This is a genomic window from Janthinobacterium violaceinigrum (genome assembly GCF_009208555.1).
GTDB classification, from domain to species: domain Bacteria; phylum Pseudomonadota; class Gammaproteobacteria; order Burkholderiales; family Burkholderiaceae_D; genus Janthinobacterium; species Janthinobacterium violaceinigrum.
This window is the reverse complement of sequence record NZ_WFLI01000008.1, coordinates 141,870-157,183: the sequence shown is the minus strand read 5'-3', so window position 1 is coordinate 157,183 and position 15,314 is coordinate 141,870. Positions and strand designations below refer to the sequence as shown.

At 63.5% G+C, this 15,314-nt stretch carries 11 protein-coding genes; 6 read left to right on the top strand and 5 right to left on the bottom strand.

From position 1 onward, the window contains the following. Position 1: 1 nt before the first annotated feature. The 3 genes from GCN75_RS09440 to GCN75_RS09430 all read right to left on the bottom strand — a co-directional run bounded on the left by GCN75_RS09440 (position 2) and on the right by GCN75_RS09430 (position 4,658). Positions 2-1,732 (bottom strand): methyl-accepting chemotaxis protein, encoded by a 1,731-nt coding sequence (locus tag GCN75_RS09440; RefSeq protein ID WP_152282298.1) that lies wholly within the window; start codon positions 1,730-1,732, stop codon positions 2-4. Between the two features lie 350 nt (positions 1,733-2,082). Further along, positions 2,083-3,702 carry a toxin-antitoxin system YwqK family antitoxin gene (locus GCN75_RS09435; RefSeq protein WP_152282297.1) on the bottom strand — a complete coding sequence of 540 codons (1,620 nt, stop codon included), beginning with the start codon at positions 3,700-3,702 and terminating at the stop codon, positions 2,083-2,085. A 41-nt stretch (positions 3,703-3,743) separates the two neighbouring features. Continuing rightward, positions 3,744-4,658: a DMT family transporter gene (locus GCN75_RS09430; RefSeq protein WP_152282296.1), complete on the bottom strand. Its 915-nt coding sequence runs from the start codon at positions 4,656-4,658 to the stop codon at positions 3,744-3,746. 102 nt (positions 4,659-4,760) lie between these two features. Here GCN75_RS09430 and GCN75_RS09425 point away from each other — a divergent pair, with 102 nt between their 5' ends. The 5 genes from GCN75_RS09425 to GCN75_RS09405 all read left to right on the top strand — a co-directional run bounded on the left by GCN75_RS09425 (position 4,761) and on the right by GCN75_RS09405 (position 12,430). Next, the gene (locus tag GCN75_RS09425; RefSeq protein ID WP_152282295.1) at positions 4,761-5,549 is read left to right on the top strand and encodes an AraC family transcriptional regulator; all 789 of its coding nucleotides are present in this window, start codon (positions 4,761-4,763) and stop codon (positions 5,547-5,549) included. 116 nt (positions 5,550-5,665) lie between these two features. Further along, positions 5,666-6,265, top strand: a complete 600-nt coding sequence (locus GCN75_RS09420) for a MarC family protein (RefSeq protein ID WP_152282294.1) — start codon at positions 5,666-5,668, stop codon at positions 6,263-6,265. 31 nt (positions 6,266-6,296) lie between these two features. Further along, entirely contained in the window at positions 6,297-6,842 is a 546-nt protein-coding gene (locus GCN75_RS09415; RefSeq protein ID WP_152282293.1) for a DinB family protein, read from the top strand. Between the two features lie 365 nt (positions 6,843-7,207). Next, positions 7,208-8,917: a methyl-accepting chemotaxis protein gene (locus tag GCN75_RS09410; protein ID WP_152255953.1), complete on the top strand. Its 1,710-nt coding sequence runs from the start codon at positions 7,208-7,210 to the stop codon at positions 8,915-8,917. Between the two features lie 174 nt (positions 8,918-9,091). After that, positions 9,092-12,430 (top strand): DEAD/DEAH box helicase, encoded by a 3,339-nt coding sequence (locus GCN75_RS09405; protein WP_226941223.1) that lies wholly within the window; start codon positions 9,092-9,094, stop codon positions 12,428-12,430. Positions 12,431-12,554: 124 nt separating this feature from the next. On the opposite strand, the gene GCN75_RS09400 is transcribed toward GCN75_RS09405, so the two are convergent. Both GCN75_RS09400 and GCN75_RS09395 read right to left on the bottom strand, forming a co-directional pair. Then, positions 12,555-13,970, bottom strand: a complete 1,416-nt coding sequence (locus tag GCN75_RS09400) for a heavy metal sensor histidine kinase (protein WP_152282291.1) — start codon at positions 13,968-13,970, stop codon at positions 12,555-12,557. Continuing rightward, complete coding sequence (locus tag GCN75_RS09395; RefSeq protein ID WP_152282290.1) at positions 13,967-14,677, bottom strand: heavy metal response regulator transcription factor; 711 nt, start codon at positions 14,675-14,677, stop codon at positions 13,967-13,969. Before GCN75_RS09395 ends, GCN75_RS09400 begins: the two co-directional genes overlap by 4 nt. A 138-nt stretch (positions 14,678-14,815) precedes the next feature. On the opposite strand from GCN75_RS09395, the gene GCN75_RS09390 reads away from it, so the two are divergent. After that, positions 14,816-15,310, top strand: a complete 495-nt coding sequence (locus GCN75_RS09390) for a GlcG/HbpS family heme-binding protein (protein WP_152282289.1) — start codon at positions 14,816-14,818, stop codon at positions 15,308-15,310. Positions 15,311-15,314 lie beyond the last annotated feature (4 nt).

Sequence of the window (15,314 nt, the reverse complement as noted above, 5' to 3'; positions counted from 1 at the left end):
CTTAAAACTCTTCCCACTCGCCGCTGTTATCCGCGGCTGGCTTGGCCGGACGCGGTTTGGCGGCAGCAGGTGCTGCCGCCGCGCGGGCTGGCGCCAGGTGCAGCGCCGGGCGTTTCAAGGCCGTGCTGGTGGCGGCCACGACAGGCTTGCGCAAGGCAGGCTTGGCGGCAGCCGGGCCGCTATGGTTGGCGTCGAGCTTGAAAATGCTGACCATCTCGGCCAGCGCCGCGGCCTGCTCCTGCATGGATTCCGACGCGGCTGCCGCTTCTTCCACCAGTGCCGCATTCTGCTGCGTCACGGTATCCATTTCCGCCACGGCTTGATTGATCTGGCCGATGCCCAGTTCCTGTTCGCGGCCGGCGGCGCTGATTTCGCCCATGATGTCCGTCACGCGGCGGATGCTGGAAACGATTTCGTCCATCGTCGTGCCCGTCTGGCTGACCAATGCGCTGCCCGCGCCCACGTTCTGCACCGACGCTTCGATCAGCACCTTGATGTCCTTGGCGGCGCTGGCCGAGCGGTGCGCCAGGTTGCGCACTTCCGTGGCAACGACGGCAAAGCCGCGCCCCTGCTCGCCGGCGCGCGCCGCTTCCACGGCCGCGTTCAAGGCCAGGATGTTCGTCTGGAAAGCGATGCCGTCGATCACGCCGATGATGTCGGCGATCTTTTTCGACGATTCGCTGATGCTGCCCATGGTATCGACCACTTGCGCCACCAGCGCGCCGCCTTTGACGGCCACGTCCGAGGCGGAGACGGCCAGCTGGTTTGCCTGGCGCGCATTGTCGGAATTCTGCTTGACGGTCGAGGTCAGCTCTTCCAGCGAAGAAGCCGTTTCTTCCAGGCTGGACGCTTGCTGCTCCGTACGGCTCGACAAATCCAGGTTGCCCGAGGCGATTTCATTGCTGGCCGTGGCGATGGCGCCGCTGCCGTCACGCACGCCGCGCACCGTGGTCGACAGGCGTTCCTGCATCTTCTGCAAGCCCGTCAGCAAGGCGCCCATTTCATCGTTGCGCGTGATGACGATGTGATTGGCCAGGTTACCGTCCGAAATGGCGCCGAAATGGCGCAGGGCCTGGTCCAGCGGACCGAAGATGGCGCGCAGCAGCAAGACGCTGGAAATAATGGTCAGCAAGGCGCCCACCACCATGCCGATAATGGCCATCGTCACTTGCGTGTGGTAGCTGGCCTGGCTTTCCGCATACATCTTGGCGGCCGAGCTGGCCTGGTATTGCGTCAAGGTTTCGGCGGCCTGGTCCAGGCTGCGGTACAGGGGCGTGAGGCCCTTCATCATCAAGCCATCGGCTTGCGCGATATTTCCTTCACGCAAAGCCTTGCTCATGGTCAGCACGCCATTGTTCATGTAATCGCTGCGCTTCTTGTCCATGTCGTCGGACAGGCGCTTTTCTTCCGCGCTCTGCGGCAAGGCCAGGTACACCTTCCAGGCCTTGTTCGACGCTTCCAGGAATTGTTCGGCGCGGGCCAGGGTATCCTTGGCATCGGGCGCATCGGGGTGCACCATCACGCGGTCCATCGTGAAACGGGCACGGCCCAGGGCAATTTGCGATTCGCCAATCGCTTGCGTCGATGCCAGCTGATTGCTGTAGACCTCGTTGAGGCTGTTGTTGGCCGATTTCAGCCCGATCATGCTCATGGCGCCCAGTACGGCGATCAGCAAGCCCAGCACGCTCATGGTGGCGATCAGGCGCATTTTTATTGTTATGTTCGACAACATGCAGTTTCCTTGGTAAGGGCGCAACCATGCCTGCGCATGCCGGACGAGATAGCGGCAAACGCCAGATGGGCGGGTCACGTGAATTGTTCAGGACAGGTCGATACGGCGTGTGCGGCGGCAGGGGGGAAGGCGGCCCGCGCATATCGTCAGGAGTGAAATACAGGTCAACAGGGTTGAGGTTTTCCGTATTTTTAATTTCCTGACTGCAAGATACAGGGAAAGATTACCAGTAGCAACATCCAGCATGGATTTTCACGCTTTGTAACAAGCGGATGATGTTTTTTGCGCAGAACTGGCATTCCGCTGACGTGCGCGGTCGCGGCGGAATGCCATTTATGCTAGTCAACAAGTTAATACATGGTTTCTTCGATCAGCTGGCCATCGTCGCGGAAATACTGGAAGCGGCCCGTTTTCTTGCCCATGTAATAATTGCCTATCTGCTTAGGTTTACCGTTCTGGAAATGTTCGATGCTGGCGCCATGCAGCACGCCCTGGTACCAGTTGCGGTGAAATTGCGGCAGTTCGCCATTGGCATAAAACAGGGTTTCCCCGCCATCGCGCTTGCCATCGACAAACGTGCCCTGGTAACGCCGCTTGCCATCCGGATAAAAACTCTGCATCGGCCCCTCGAGCACGCCCAGGCGGTAATGCTCGACCAGTTCCAGCTGGCCACCGGCCCCGTATTGCTCGAGCTTGCCTTCCGGTTTGCCATCGCGCATGGTCAACACTTGCCAGCCGCCGTCCGGCGTCGCCTTCTTCCACGGCCCCTGCGGCACGTCATCGACGTAGTTGCCGCCACCGCCAGGTTCGATCCACGGGCCCTGCTTCTTGCCATTTACATAGTTGCCCTGCCAGTGCACCACCGTGCCGATGCGCCGCTCGCTGGGGCCGTCCAGGCGGTCCCGGACAAAGGTATCGAAACCCTGGTAGTTGCCCTGGCCTGCCTCGCGCCACTCTGCCACGCCCGGGCTCACTTCCCAGCGCCCCGTGCGCTGGCCGTTGCGCATCAGGCCCGTCGTCGTTTCCTCGCCGCTTTCGTACGTCCACGGTCCTTCCGCCTTGCTGTCGACAAAGGCGCCCACCGAGCGGATGGTCAGCGGTTCTTCGTAATACCATACGCCGGTGCGCTTGCCCTGCGCATACTGGCCCCGGGCAAACACGCTGCCCACGCAGCAATTCACGTCATATTCGATAAAGTAGCCATCCTGGCTGGCGGCAAAGCGCTGCGGCTGCGTTTCCCAGGTAATCCACTTGATGTGATAACTGGACGCGTGCCCTCCCTGCCAACCCTTGCCCAGCAGATAGGTAACGGTCAGAAAATGGCCGTCTTTTTCCTCGAACGTTTTTTTATAGGCAAACGCCGGTGCATCGGCCGGCTTGCTGGACAATAACTCGCCATCGATATTGAAATAGCCGACCAGGGTACCGTGGCCATGCTCGATGGCGTCGAACTCGGCCACGCCCGTGGGCGCGTAATCGATGCTGTAATCGATCAGCTGCAGCGAAGCCAGCGCGGCGCGCACCCGCGCCTCGTCCATCGATGTGGCGCCGCGCACGATGGCGTCCAAGGTGGGCTGCAGGGCGGCGACCTTGAACATTTTGCCGCCGCTGGATTCGTAGCGATAGGCGTGCAAGCCATAGGGGGTATCACTGCGCCCGCCACTATGACTGAGCACGAACGTGGTTTCGCCTTCGCTGTCGAGGTCAAGCTGGAACACGGCGGCGATGCTAGCCTTGCCATACTTGTCCAGGTTCATGCGCTTGTCGCTGAGGCCATTGCACTGGCAATAGTAACCGTTGACTTCGCCATTTTCCCGCAGGAAGGCCAGCACCACGCCGCCGTCGCGGCGCTCGACAACGCTGGAATAGGCCATGGGAGCGCCTTCGTAGAAACGCGCCGCCTGTGCCGGCACCAGGGCGCCCAGCGCCAGCAGCGCCGTCATCGTACTCATCCAAAATGTTTGCCGCATGCCAACTCCACTGCCGAAAAACCGCCATTATGCATGGCCGTTCAGGCAAGCCCGGACACGCCAGGACGCTGGCGCCACAGGGGCCGCTGTACCGTCTGCGCCAGAAGCACGCCCAGCAGCGAGATGCCGCCGCCGACCAGGTGGTACGCATGCATGCTTTCATGCAGCCAGAGTATCGCCAGCAAGGCCGTCAGCAAAGGCAGCAGGTTGACGTAGATGCTGCAGCGGTTCGGTCCCAGCAGTTTTACCCCTTCGATCCACAGGTAGGACAGCACGATGGACGAGCCGATACCCGCATAGCCGATCAGGGGCAAGGTGGTGGCGTCGAGCTTGGCGCTGCCGGGCGGCAACAGCAGGAACAGCGGCAGCATGCAGGCCAGGGCCGCCAGCGCCTGGCAATAGATGGCTTGCCAGGCGGGAATCGATAAGCGCCAGCGGCGCAGCAGCACGCCATACAGGGCAAATACCAGGCAGGCCAGCAGCATCAAGGCGTCGCCCGCATGCACGCCCTGGTGCAGCAAGGCCAGCACGTCGCCGCGCCCCACCAGGTACAGCAGGCCGCCAAACGACAGCACGCCGCCGGCCGCCATGCCCAGTGTCAATCGCTCGCCCAGCAGCAACACGCTGAGCAAGGCCGTCATCAGGGGCGCCAGCGCCGTGACGATAGCCATGTTGGTGGCCGTCGTGCTTTCCGCGGCGCGGTAGGACAGGCTCTGGAACAGCGCCATCGACATCACGCCGCACAGGGCCAGCTGCCACCACTGGCGGCGAAGGGCGGCACGGTTGCGCCACAGGGGGCGGGCAATAAACGGCGTCATCACCAGCAAGACCAGCACCAGGCGGTAAAAGGTGATGGCCGTGGGGGCGATGCTGGACGCGGCCAGCTTCGAAACGACGACGTTGCCGGCCCACAGCAGCATGGCCAAAAACGGATACAGATAGGCGCGCACAGGCATGCGTAGCTCCATAAATCATTGCGGGAAACCATCATGCCGCAAGCGCGCCGCGCCTTCTCGCGCTAAGATGTCCACACCTATCGCAAAACTGACCTTATTTTCATGGATTGCACCGCTCCCGCGTTTCAGGAATTGCTGCCCGTCACGGCGCGCGCCATGGCGCTGGCCATCGACTATGCGCACGGCCATGTGATTTCCGTGCACCGCCACACGCATGCGCAATTGCTGTATGCCATCGAGGGCGTGATGACCATCGAGGCGCAGGGCGGGCGCTGGGTAGTGCCGCCCACGCGCGGCGTGTGGCTGCAGCCCGGCATCGCGCACCAGGTACGCATGAGCGGCGCCGTGAAGATGCGCACGGTCTTCATCGATTGCGCCAGCTCACCGCTGTTGCCGCGCCACAGTTGCGTGCTCGACATCAGTCCCCTGCTGCGGCAATTGATCGTGGCGGCCGTCGACATCGCGCCCGATTTCACGGAAGGCAGCCGCGACTGGCATTTGCTGCAATTGCTGCTGCATGAGCTCGACAGCCTGCCCGTGCTGCCCCTGTATCTGCCCTTGCCCTTTGACGCGCGCCTGCGCGGCATTTGCGCGCGGCTCATGGAACAGCCCGGCGAACAGCAGACGGTGGCGCACTGGGCGCAGGAACTGGCGATCACCGAGCGCAGCCTGCACCGGCTGTTCCAGAAACAGACGGGCATGCGCTTCGGCCAGTGGCGCCAGCAGGCCCGCCTGCTGCGGGCGCTGGAACAATTGGCGCACGGCAGCAAGGTCATCGACGTGGCCATGGACAACGGCTACACGAGCCAGAGCGCGTTTGCGGCCATGTTCAAAAAGCATTTCGGCACCACGCCGACGGCGTTTTACCAGGCAAAAGTCATCGCCGCGTAAAAAAAATGCTGCTATGCATCAATAATCATGGGCGATAGTCGCCGCTCTTGTTATCATCGCAAGCCTTATCGCAGCGCGCCCATCCTGGCAGCGGTGCTGACCTCAATCACATCACCATGACACAGAATTTTTTCCAGACTTTTATCCTGCTCTTGCTTGTCACCGACCCGTTCGGCAACGTTTCCCTGTTCGTCAATGCCCTGAAACGGGTACCGGTCGAGCGGCGCTGGAAAGTCGTGGTGCGCGAATGCATGATCGCCTTCGGTATCTTGCTGCTGTTTATGTTCTTCGGCCGCCACTTCCTGAACGCCTTGCAGTTGTCGGAAGTCGCGCTGCGCATCGGCGGCGGCGTGATCCTGTTCCTGATCGCCATGCGCATGGTGTTTCCGCAGCCCAGCGCCGGCAATAGCGACCACGAGATGGGCGGCGAACCGTTCATCGTGCCGCTGGCCATCCCCGCGCTGGCCGGCCCGTCGGCCCTGGCGACCGTCTTGCTGTTTTCCTCGCATGAAATGAACGACGTCATCGCCCACGTGGCGGGCTTGACGGCCGTGGCCGCTGTCTGGCTGGCCGTCTTCCTGTGCGCCGAACGCTTGCAGCGGGCGCTGGGTCCAAGAGTCATGACGGCGTTTGAACGCCTGATGGGCTTGATCCTGACGGCGATGGCCATTGAAATGTTGCTCGCTGGCATACGCGCGTTCCTGAAATCCGTTTAACATACGACAGACAACCACTGGAGGAATCACCATGAGCCGTTGCGCCCACATTTGCCTGATGGCCGATTACAACCAGTGGATGAATGCCAAGGTCTACGCGGCGGCCGCCGGCCTGCCGCTGGAAGAACTGCGGCGCGAGCGGGGCGCCTTCTTTGGCTCGCTGCTGGCCACCCTGAACCACGTGATGGTGGGCGATACCCTGTGGCTGCAGCGCTACGCGAAACACCCGGCCGGCTTTCCCCTGCTCGATCCCATCCGCGCCATCACGCCGCCCTCCTCGCTCACGCACCCGCTGTTCGCGGCCGAGGACTTTGCCGCCATGCATGCGCACCGGTTGTGGCTGGACCAGGTCATCGTGGACTGGGCCGCTTCCATCACGGAAACCGACCTCGACCATTTGCTCGATTACCGCAACAGCAAGGGCCCGAACCGGCGCGAGTTTTTCAGCCTGCTCATGCATTTCTTCAACCACCAGACGCACCACCGGGGCCAGGCCAGCACCCTGCTGTCGCAAGCGGGCGTAGACCTCGGCGATACGGATCTACTGTTTTGCATCCCCAACCATATCGAAAGCTGACGGCCGGCGGTAGCACCACGCTTTCAGCGCGATCACGCCCAGCGCCAAACACCGCCAGTGCCAGCCCCGGCTGGCGTGCCGACCGGTCCGTCACCTGACGCCAAAACTGCGCGCCTTCATCGATTTCCTGGCCAGCCACGTGTTTCCCCAGCGCTGATTTTTCCGGCTGGCGCCGCGCTCGTTGTTTCCACACGACAACTTATTTCATTTGCTACCAATTTTTTAACTTTTCGGGGACTTGATACAAGTATTTGTATTGCAGTGCGGAATTTTGAGGAACAATTACAGGCTGGCCGCCCTTACGTATAAACCCGTAGCCCTGGCCTGTCGACGTTTTCCCTCACTTCCGTAACACGAAAGCAATCATGTCACTCACACAATTCAAAATCGGCACCCGGCTCGGGATCGGATTTGCTGTCGTCCTCGGCCTGCTGGTGGCCGTCTTGCTCGTCGGCCTGTATTCCATGGGACAACTGAGCGCACGTACCCACGACATCGTGGCCGACAAGAACGTCAAGATGGCGGCCGCCAACACCATGAGCGACAACGTGCGCAACATTACCCTGGCGATCACCAGCGTGGTGGTGGCGCCGACGGAAGCGCTGGTGCAGGCGGAACTGGCAAAGATCGGCGAAGCGCGCAAGAAATACGGCGCCGCCAAGGAAACCTTGCAAAAGAAAATCTCGACGGACAAGGAAACGGCGCTGATGGCCGAACTGGACGCGGCCCTGAAATCGGGCGCGCCGCTGAACAACAAGGTCATCGAGCTGCGCAATGCGGGCCAGACGGAAGAAGCGATCGCCTTTTTGACGCAGCAGGCGGCACCGAGCCTGAAACGCGTACTGGGCGCGCTCGACAGCCTGGTCGCGTATGAGGGCGAGCAGGCGGCGCAGGCGGCAACGGACGCCGAGACGCTGAGCGCCAGCGCGCGCGCCTTCATGCTTACCCTGGGCAGCCTGGCCGTGCTGCTGGGCGCCTTCGTGGCGTGGATCATCACGCGCTCGATCACCCGCCCCATCAATGCGGCAGTCAGCGTGGCCGAAACCGTGGCGTCGGGCGACTTGTCCTCGCACATCGTCGTCAATTCCAGCGATGAAACGGGCCGCCTGCTGGGCGCCCTGAAAGCCATGAACGACAGCCTGTTGGGCGTGGTGGCGCAAGTGCGTCACGGCACGGATGCCATCGCCACGGCGTCGAGCGAAATTGCCGCCGGCAACCTCGACCTGTCGTCGCGCACGGAAGAGCAAGCCAGTTCGCTGGAAGAAACGGCATCGTCGATGGAAGAACTGACGTCGACCGTGAAACAGAATGCGGACAATGCACGCCAGGCAAACCAGCTGGCGAAAAGCGCGTCGGAAGTGGCCGTACGCGGCGGCAGCATCGTCTCGCAAGTGGTCGACACCATGGGCACCATCAATGAATCGTCGCGCAAGATCGTCGACATCATCGGCGTCATTGACGGCATCGCCTTCCAGACCAACATCCTTGCCTTGAACGCGGCCGTGGAAGCGGCGCGCGCAGGCGAACAGGGCCGTGGCTTTGCCGTCGTGGCCACGGAAGTGCGCAACCTGGCGCACCGCTCGGCCTCGGCCGCCAAGGAAATCAAGGAGCTGATCGCCGCCTCCGTCGCCAACGTGGACACGGGTTCGCGCCTCGTCAATGAAGCGGGCCAGACCATGGGCGACATCGTCGACAGCATCGTGCGCGTCACCGACATCATGGGCGAAATCACGTCCGCCACGCACGAGCAGACCATCGGCATCGAACAGATCAACATGGCCATTGCCCAGATGGATGAAGTGACGCAGCAAAACGCGGCCCTCGTGGAAGAAGCGGCAGCCGCCTCGCAAAGCATGCAGGAACAGGCGGGCGAGCTGGCGCATGTGGTGGGCTTCTTCAAGACGGGCAACGCCGTTGCAGCACATCAACCCGCCGTCAAACTGGCCGCCGCCCGCAGCCGTATCGCCGCGCCGGCGCGTCCCGTGGCCCGCAAGGCGCCCGTGCGCCAGGCCGTGGCCGCCGCACCGGCGCGCCGCAACACTGCCGGCGCCGAGAGCGAATGGGAAGAGTTTTAAGCAATAAGCACGTCCCCTCGACGCGCAGGCCAGGCAGGAAGTTGCTGCCTGGCTTTTTTTCGTCTGCAAACCGCACTTTTTTTGCGGCAAAGGCCGCGCAATAGACAAAAGTGCAAAACGTGCACCGCGCATACGCTTTACAATCCTCGCTCGCTTTACAAAATATTGGTCATCATGAATCAGGCAGAACAGCAGCGCCTCCTGGCTATCCTGGAGTATTGGCACAAGATCGAATTCTTTATCCCGTTTGACCTGAATCAAATCACGGACGTTGAAGACCAGTCCACCGTGCGTCTCCTCCACCGCGAACAGCTGGCGCACTTGCCGCCGCAGTTCGCCACGCAATGGCAAGTCCCGTCCGACCGCGAAATCGACGGCTTTAGCCTGTTCCTCGGCGTGTTCGACAAGGCTGAAATCAACAAGGCCTGTCCCGCCCCCATCGGCCCGGAAAACATTGCCGAAACAGAAAAAACAGAATTGCTGGGACGCTCGTGCTTTGCCCGCCTGTCCCTCAATGCGCTGGGCGAGCCGCAGTTCGATCCCGTATCCGTGTCGACCTTGCCGTGGGCGCTGGGCCGCGCCCGCACGCCGGACTGGTCGGGCCTGAGCCTGGACGCCTTCAGCGGCAGCCAGCTGGCGCTGCAAGACAGCCTGCGCAACTTCGCGGCAAGCCGCGCGGCGCAGCAGATAACAGACGAAGCCGGCAATGTCTCGTCTCCCCTGTCCGGCATGGAGATCGCCGCGCTGGCCGACCTGCTGCGCGACTGGGCCGGCTTCCACCCGTCGGCAGGCCAGCCGCTGGCCGTACTGGAATTGCGCACGCGCAAGAAACGCGCGGCCGTGACGGAAGCCGACCTGGCGGAAACGAGCCAGAACCGCACCCTGGACTTTGGCGACGCGGTGGAACCACGCATCGATATCCTCAACAGTTTTTACCTCGATGACCTGGAGCAGATCATCCGCGCCTTGCGCGGCGGCAAGCTGCCAGCCACCGTGGCCGCCTATCTGACGCCGCTGGCGCAGGATGAGCGCATCGACCTGTACAGCCCGGCCGGACGCCAGGCGCTGGCCGCCATGCTCAATCCCGCCAACATGAACCGTGGACACTGGCTGGAAGACGCCAGCTACGCCATGAGCCTGATGCAGCAGTTCGCCATCCACGGCGCGCGCACGGGCTTGCACGAGCGGGGCATTTTTTCCGTCAACGGCCCGCCGGGCACGGGCAAGACGACGTTATTGCGTGAATTGTTCGCCGACAACATCGTGCGCCGCGCCGCCGTGCTGTCCTGCCTGGACCGCGCTGCCGACGCCTTCATCGGCAAGGTGGCCGTGGCTTTCGAAGGCGTGCGCGACCCCATCACCATCGCCCGCTTGCGCCCGGAACTGACGGGCTTTGAAATGGTCGTCGCCTCGTCGAACAATGCGGCGGTGGAAAATATTTCTGGCGATTTACCTAAACCCAAGCAACTGGGCAAGGAATGGGCACGCACGCGCTATTTCGAAAGCGTGGCGCGCCGGGTCGTGGCCGACGGCAATGGCGCCAACCGCGCCCTGGCCGAACAGGAAGCGCCATGGGGCTTGATGTCCTGCGCGTTGGGCAACAACGCGAACCGCCGCCGCTTCGTCAGCAATTTCTATGACGACGACTGGGACAAAAACACGCCACGCAAGACGCCAAACGCGCAGAATATCCGCCAATGGCTGGCCAGCTACCAGGGCGTCAGCTTTGCCCAGGCGGCCCGCGAGTTTCGCGAAACGGAACACGTGGTGGAAAAGGCCCTGGCCGAGCATGCCCAGTACGCTGCCCTGTGGCAAGCCGTGGGCACGTGCACGGAAGCCGATTTCATCGAGGCCAGCCAGCACGCGCTGATTGCCGCCGAGCACGAAATGGATGCAGCCAACGGCGCCCTGGCCGGCGCGCTGGCGCAGCAGGACACCCTGCTTGCCAGCAAGAAGGAACTGCTGGAAGAAGAACGCCTGGTGGCGCTGACGCAACCCGGCTTCTTTGCCCGATTGTTCCGCACGGCCCCGGCGCGTGCCTACAAGGACGCCGTCGTGGCCAATGCCGAAGCGCAACGCCAGGCTGCGCGCGACGTCTCCGCCATCAAGCTGCTGCTGAAGGGCGAACTGGAACCGCGCTGCGAGCGCGCCCGCAACAGCCTGCACATTGCCCTGCGCACGGCGCAGTCGCGCCAGCGCGAATGGGATGACAGCACGGAACTGCTGCGCCGCGCGCGCATGCGCTTTCCCACTATCATCGCGCCGGCCACCCTGGACGAGCTGGACGGCGATGCCCTGCAAATTGGCGGCCTGTGGCATGAACCGGCGCTGGCCCGCCTGCGCTCGCGCCTGTTTTCCAAGGCCCTGGCCCTGCACGAAGCCTGGCTGGCCGAGGTGGCAAAAAAAGGCGGACCTGGATTTGGCGGCAACTTGCTGGCCGTCTCCAAGTTGCTGAAAAACAAGCGCGCCTACGACCAGTCGCACATCGCCATGGTGTGGCACAGCCTGTTCATGGTGGTGCCCGTCGTGTCGACCACGTTCGCCTCGTTCGCGCGCCAGTTCCAGGGCATGGGTCCCGAATCGCTGGGCTGGCTGTTCATCGATGAAGCGGGCCAGGCACCACCGCAAACGGCGCTGGGCAGCCTGTGGCGCGCCAAGCGCGCCGTCGTCGTGGGCGACCCGCTGCAGATCGAACCCGTGTTCACGGTGCCGGGCCGCCTCGTGCAAACCTTGTCCGCCCTGTCGCCGCACACGCGCGATGGCAGTTACGCGCCAACGGCCGTTTCCGTGCAGACCCTGGCCGACAAGGCCAACCGCTATGGCGCCGTCGTCGGCGCCAGCAGCGAAAAACCCTTGTGGATAGGCAGCCCCCTGCGCGTGCACCGCCGCTGCGTGGAACCGATGTTTTCGCTGGCCAACAGCATCGCCTACGAAGACAAGATGGTCTACGGGCTGGCTGAGCGCACGCCGCCGGCCGGCGCGCGTGGGCTCACGCGGGGCCCGAGCCGCTGGATCGACGCCGCTGGCCCCGTCAGCTACAAGCAGGTGGTGCCCGTGCAGCTCGATTTCGTGCTGGAAGTGCTGCTGAAACTGTACCGCCGCGACGGCAAGTTGCCGGACATGTACGTGATCACGCCCTTCAAGGCTGTGCGCAACGAATTGCGTTCGCGCATCATCGATATGGACTGGGACCGCCGCCTCGGCTATGGCAAGGCGCCGACGGCGCGCGAATTGCGCCAGTGGAGCATCCAGATGGTAGGCACCGTGCACACCTTCCAGGGCAAGGAACAAAGCGTGGTGATGCTGGTCCTCGGCGCCGACGACAGCACGGCCGGCGCCGCGCAATGGGCAGCCGCCACGCCGAACCTGCTCAACGTGGCCCTCACGCGCGCCCAGCATCATGTGTACGTCGTCGGCAACCCGCTGCTGTGGGGACAGCTGCCGCACTTTACATCCGCGTGCGCGCAATTGCCGCATACGGGCATGCATGAGTTTTTGGTGGAGATGGGCTGACGGCAATGCGTTACTGCGCAGGTCGGATTGGTGCGGCAACGCCGTGCGTCATCCGACATCTACGCTGCCGCCAACACTGCGTCGGATTACGGCCCTTGGCCTCGGCGGCCCCGCCTAATCCGGCCTACGCGCCGCGCTGCTGGAGCGGAAACATCAAGGTAAACGTCGTGGCGGCCGCGTCGGACGCCACCGTCGCACTGCCGCCGTGCAATTGCATGATGGCCGTGACGATGGCCAGGCCCAGGCCCGTGGAAGCGGCCGAATCGCTGCGGGCGGGGTCGGCGCGGTAGAAACGGTCGAACAGGTGCGGCAAGTGGCGCGCGGGAATGGCGGGACCGAGGTTGCTCACGCTCAATTCCACGCCCTCGTTCGTCGCGTGCGAACGCAGCAGGATGGTGCTGCCCGGCGCCGCGTGGCGGATCGCGTTCGACAGCAAATTGCCCAGCGCGCGGCGCAGCAGTTGCGGTTCCGCCGTGACCTCGCCGCTGCCGTGGCAGGCCAGCGCCAGCCCCCGCTCTTCGGTCAAGCCTTCAAAGAAATCGGCCAGGCGCACAAACTCGTCCTGCACGGGCAAGACTTGCTTGACGAGCACCATTTCATCTTGCTGCGCACGCGCCAGAAACAGCATGCTGTCGATCATGCGCGACAGCCGTTCCAGCTCTTCCACATTCGACGACACCAGCTGTTCATACTCGTGCGCGCTGCGGGGACGGGCCAGCATGACCTGGCTTTGTCCCAGCAGATTGGTCACGGGCGTGCGGAATTCATGCGCGAGGTCGGCGGAAAACTGCGACAGCCGCGCATACCCTTCCTGCAGCCGCGCCAGCATGGCATTGAGCGCCTGAATCAGGGGCAGGAGTTCCGTGGGCGCGCCACGTGCCTCCAGCTGCTGGCCTAGCTTGCCCGGCCGCACCAAGGCCGCATGGGCGGCAATATTGCGCAGCGGCCCCAGTCCCCGCAACAGCATCACGCTGGCCAGCAGCGCCGCCACCAGCGCGCTGACGGCCACCGACACGACGATCTGCCAGCGGTAGGCGGCAAACATGGCCGTACGGTCGCCGTAGACCCGGGCGACGGAAATATCGGCCATCTGCGCGGGGTCGCCAATGCGCGCGCTGGCCGCCACGACCCGGGCAGGATAGCCGTCGCGGCTGGTCCAGCTGACGATGTCGCCAGCCGTGACGGGGGCATCGACGGCCACGGGCACAGGATGCGCCACCGCCTCGCCGTGCGGATTGACATCGATCAATCGCGTGCCATCGGCGCGCACGATGCGGACCAGGGAATTTTCTTGCCCGCTCATGGTGTCGCGGAAATACTGGGGCCGCTCGCGGATGATGTCCAGGGTGCCGGCATTGCCCAATAGCTGCTGGATCTGCCGCAATTTACCCAGCAACAAGATATCGTCGCGGCGTTCGATTTCCGCGACGAACGAGCGGTACAGATGCATGCCCAGCCCGGCCGACACGAGCGCCACGATCAGCACGAACACGAGCGTGACGCGCAGGGTCAGCGAGCGGCGGAGTTGCGCCAGCTTCATGCGGCCGCGCCGCTGTCGGGAGCAGTGGGCGCGCGCAATTCGCACACATAGCCCATGCCCCGCAAGGTGTGGATCAGCTTGGGTTCGAACGGATCGTCGAGCTTGCTGCGCAGGCGGCGGATGGCCGCGTCGATGACGTTGGTATCGCTCTCGAAATTGATGTCCCACACTTGCGAGGCGATGATGGAGCGCGACAGCACTTCGCCCTGGCGCCGCGCCAATAAATGCAGCAAGCCGAATTCCTTGGCCGTCAGGGTGATGCGCTGGCCTTGCCGGCTGACCTTGCGTTTCATCACATCGATTTCCATGTCGCCGATGCGGATCACGTCGTCTTCGCGGGGTGGTCCCCGGCGCAGCAGGGTGCGGATGCGCGCCACCAGTTCGGCAAACGCAAACGGTTTCACCAGGTAATCGTCGGCGCCCAGTTCCAGCCCTTTGACGCGGTCCTGCACCTCGTCGCGCGCCGTGAGGAAGATGACGGGCACATCCGCGCCGCCCTCCTGCAGGCGCAGCGCGCGCAAGACTTGCCAGCCATCCATGATGGGCAGCATGACGTCGAGCACGATCAAATCGGGCGCCTCGCTACCGGCCATGTGCAGGCCGTCGCGGCCGTTGCGCGCCAGGCTCACCGTGAAACCGGACTCGGCCAGGCCGCGCAGCAGATAGTCGCCCGTCTTCGGTTCGTCTTCAATGACCAGGATGCGCATGGCGGCTTTCTAATGGGAAGATGAGCCCATTTTACGCCGCACGCACGCCGCCGCGGATGATAAAAATGTCATGCGGCGATCATCTTCCCGTAGGGCAGGCCTGGCCATACTGGCGTCACTTGATTCTCTGGACGCCACATGAAAACCCTGTTACTCGGCAGTACCCTGCTGTGCCTGCTGGCCAGTCCCGCCCACGCGCAATTGCGCAGTATCAATGACCTGTCGCTGGCGGCGGCCAACAAGCTGGCCAACGCGGCCATGGCCGCGTGCCAGACGCAAGGCCGGCACATCGTCGTCACCATACTGGACCATGGCGGCAATGTCGTCGCCGTGCAGCGCGCCGATGGCGTCGGGCCGCACAACACGGAAGCCAGCCGGCGCAAGGCGTACACGGCCTTGTCCACCAAAAGCGATACCTATGCGCTGGCCGTGGCAGCCCGCACCCATCCCGACATGGCCAACCTGAGCACCGTGCCGGAACTGTTGCTGCTGGGCGGCGGATTGCCATTGATGGCGCTGGGGCACGTGGTCGGCGCCATCGGCGTTGCCGGTGGCGGTGGCGCCCTGCAAGACCGCGCCTGCGCCCAGGCGGCGCTGGCCGCCCTCCCCGAACTCGATTCCCCCACCCTTTGAAGGA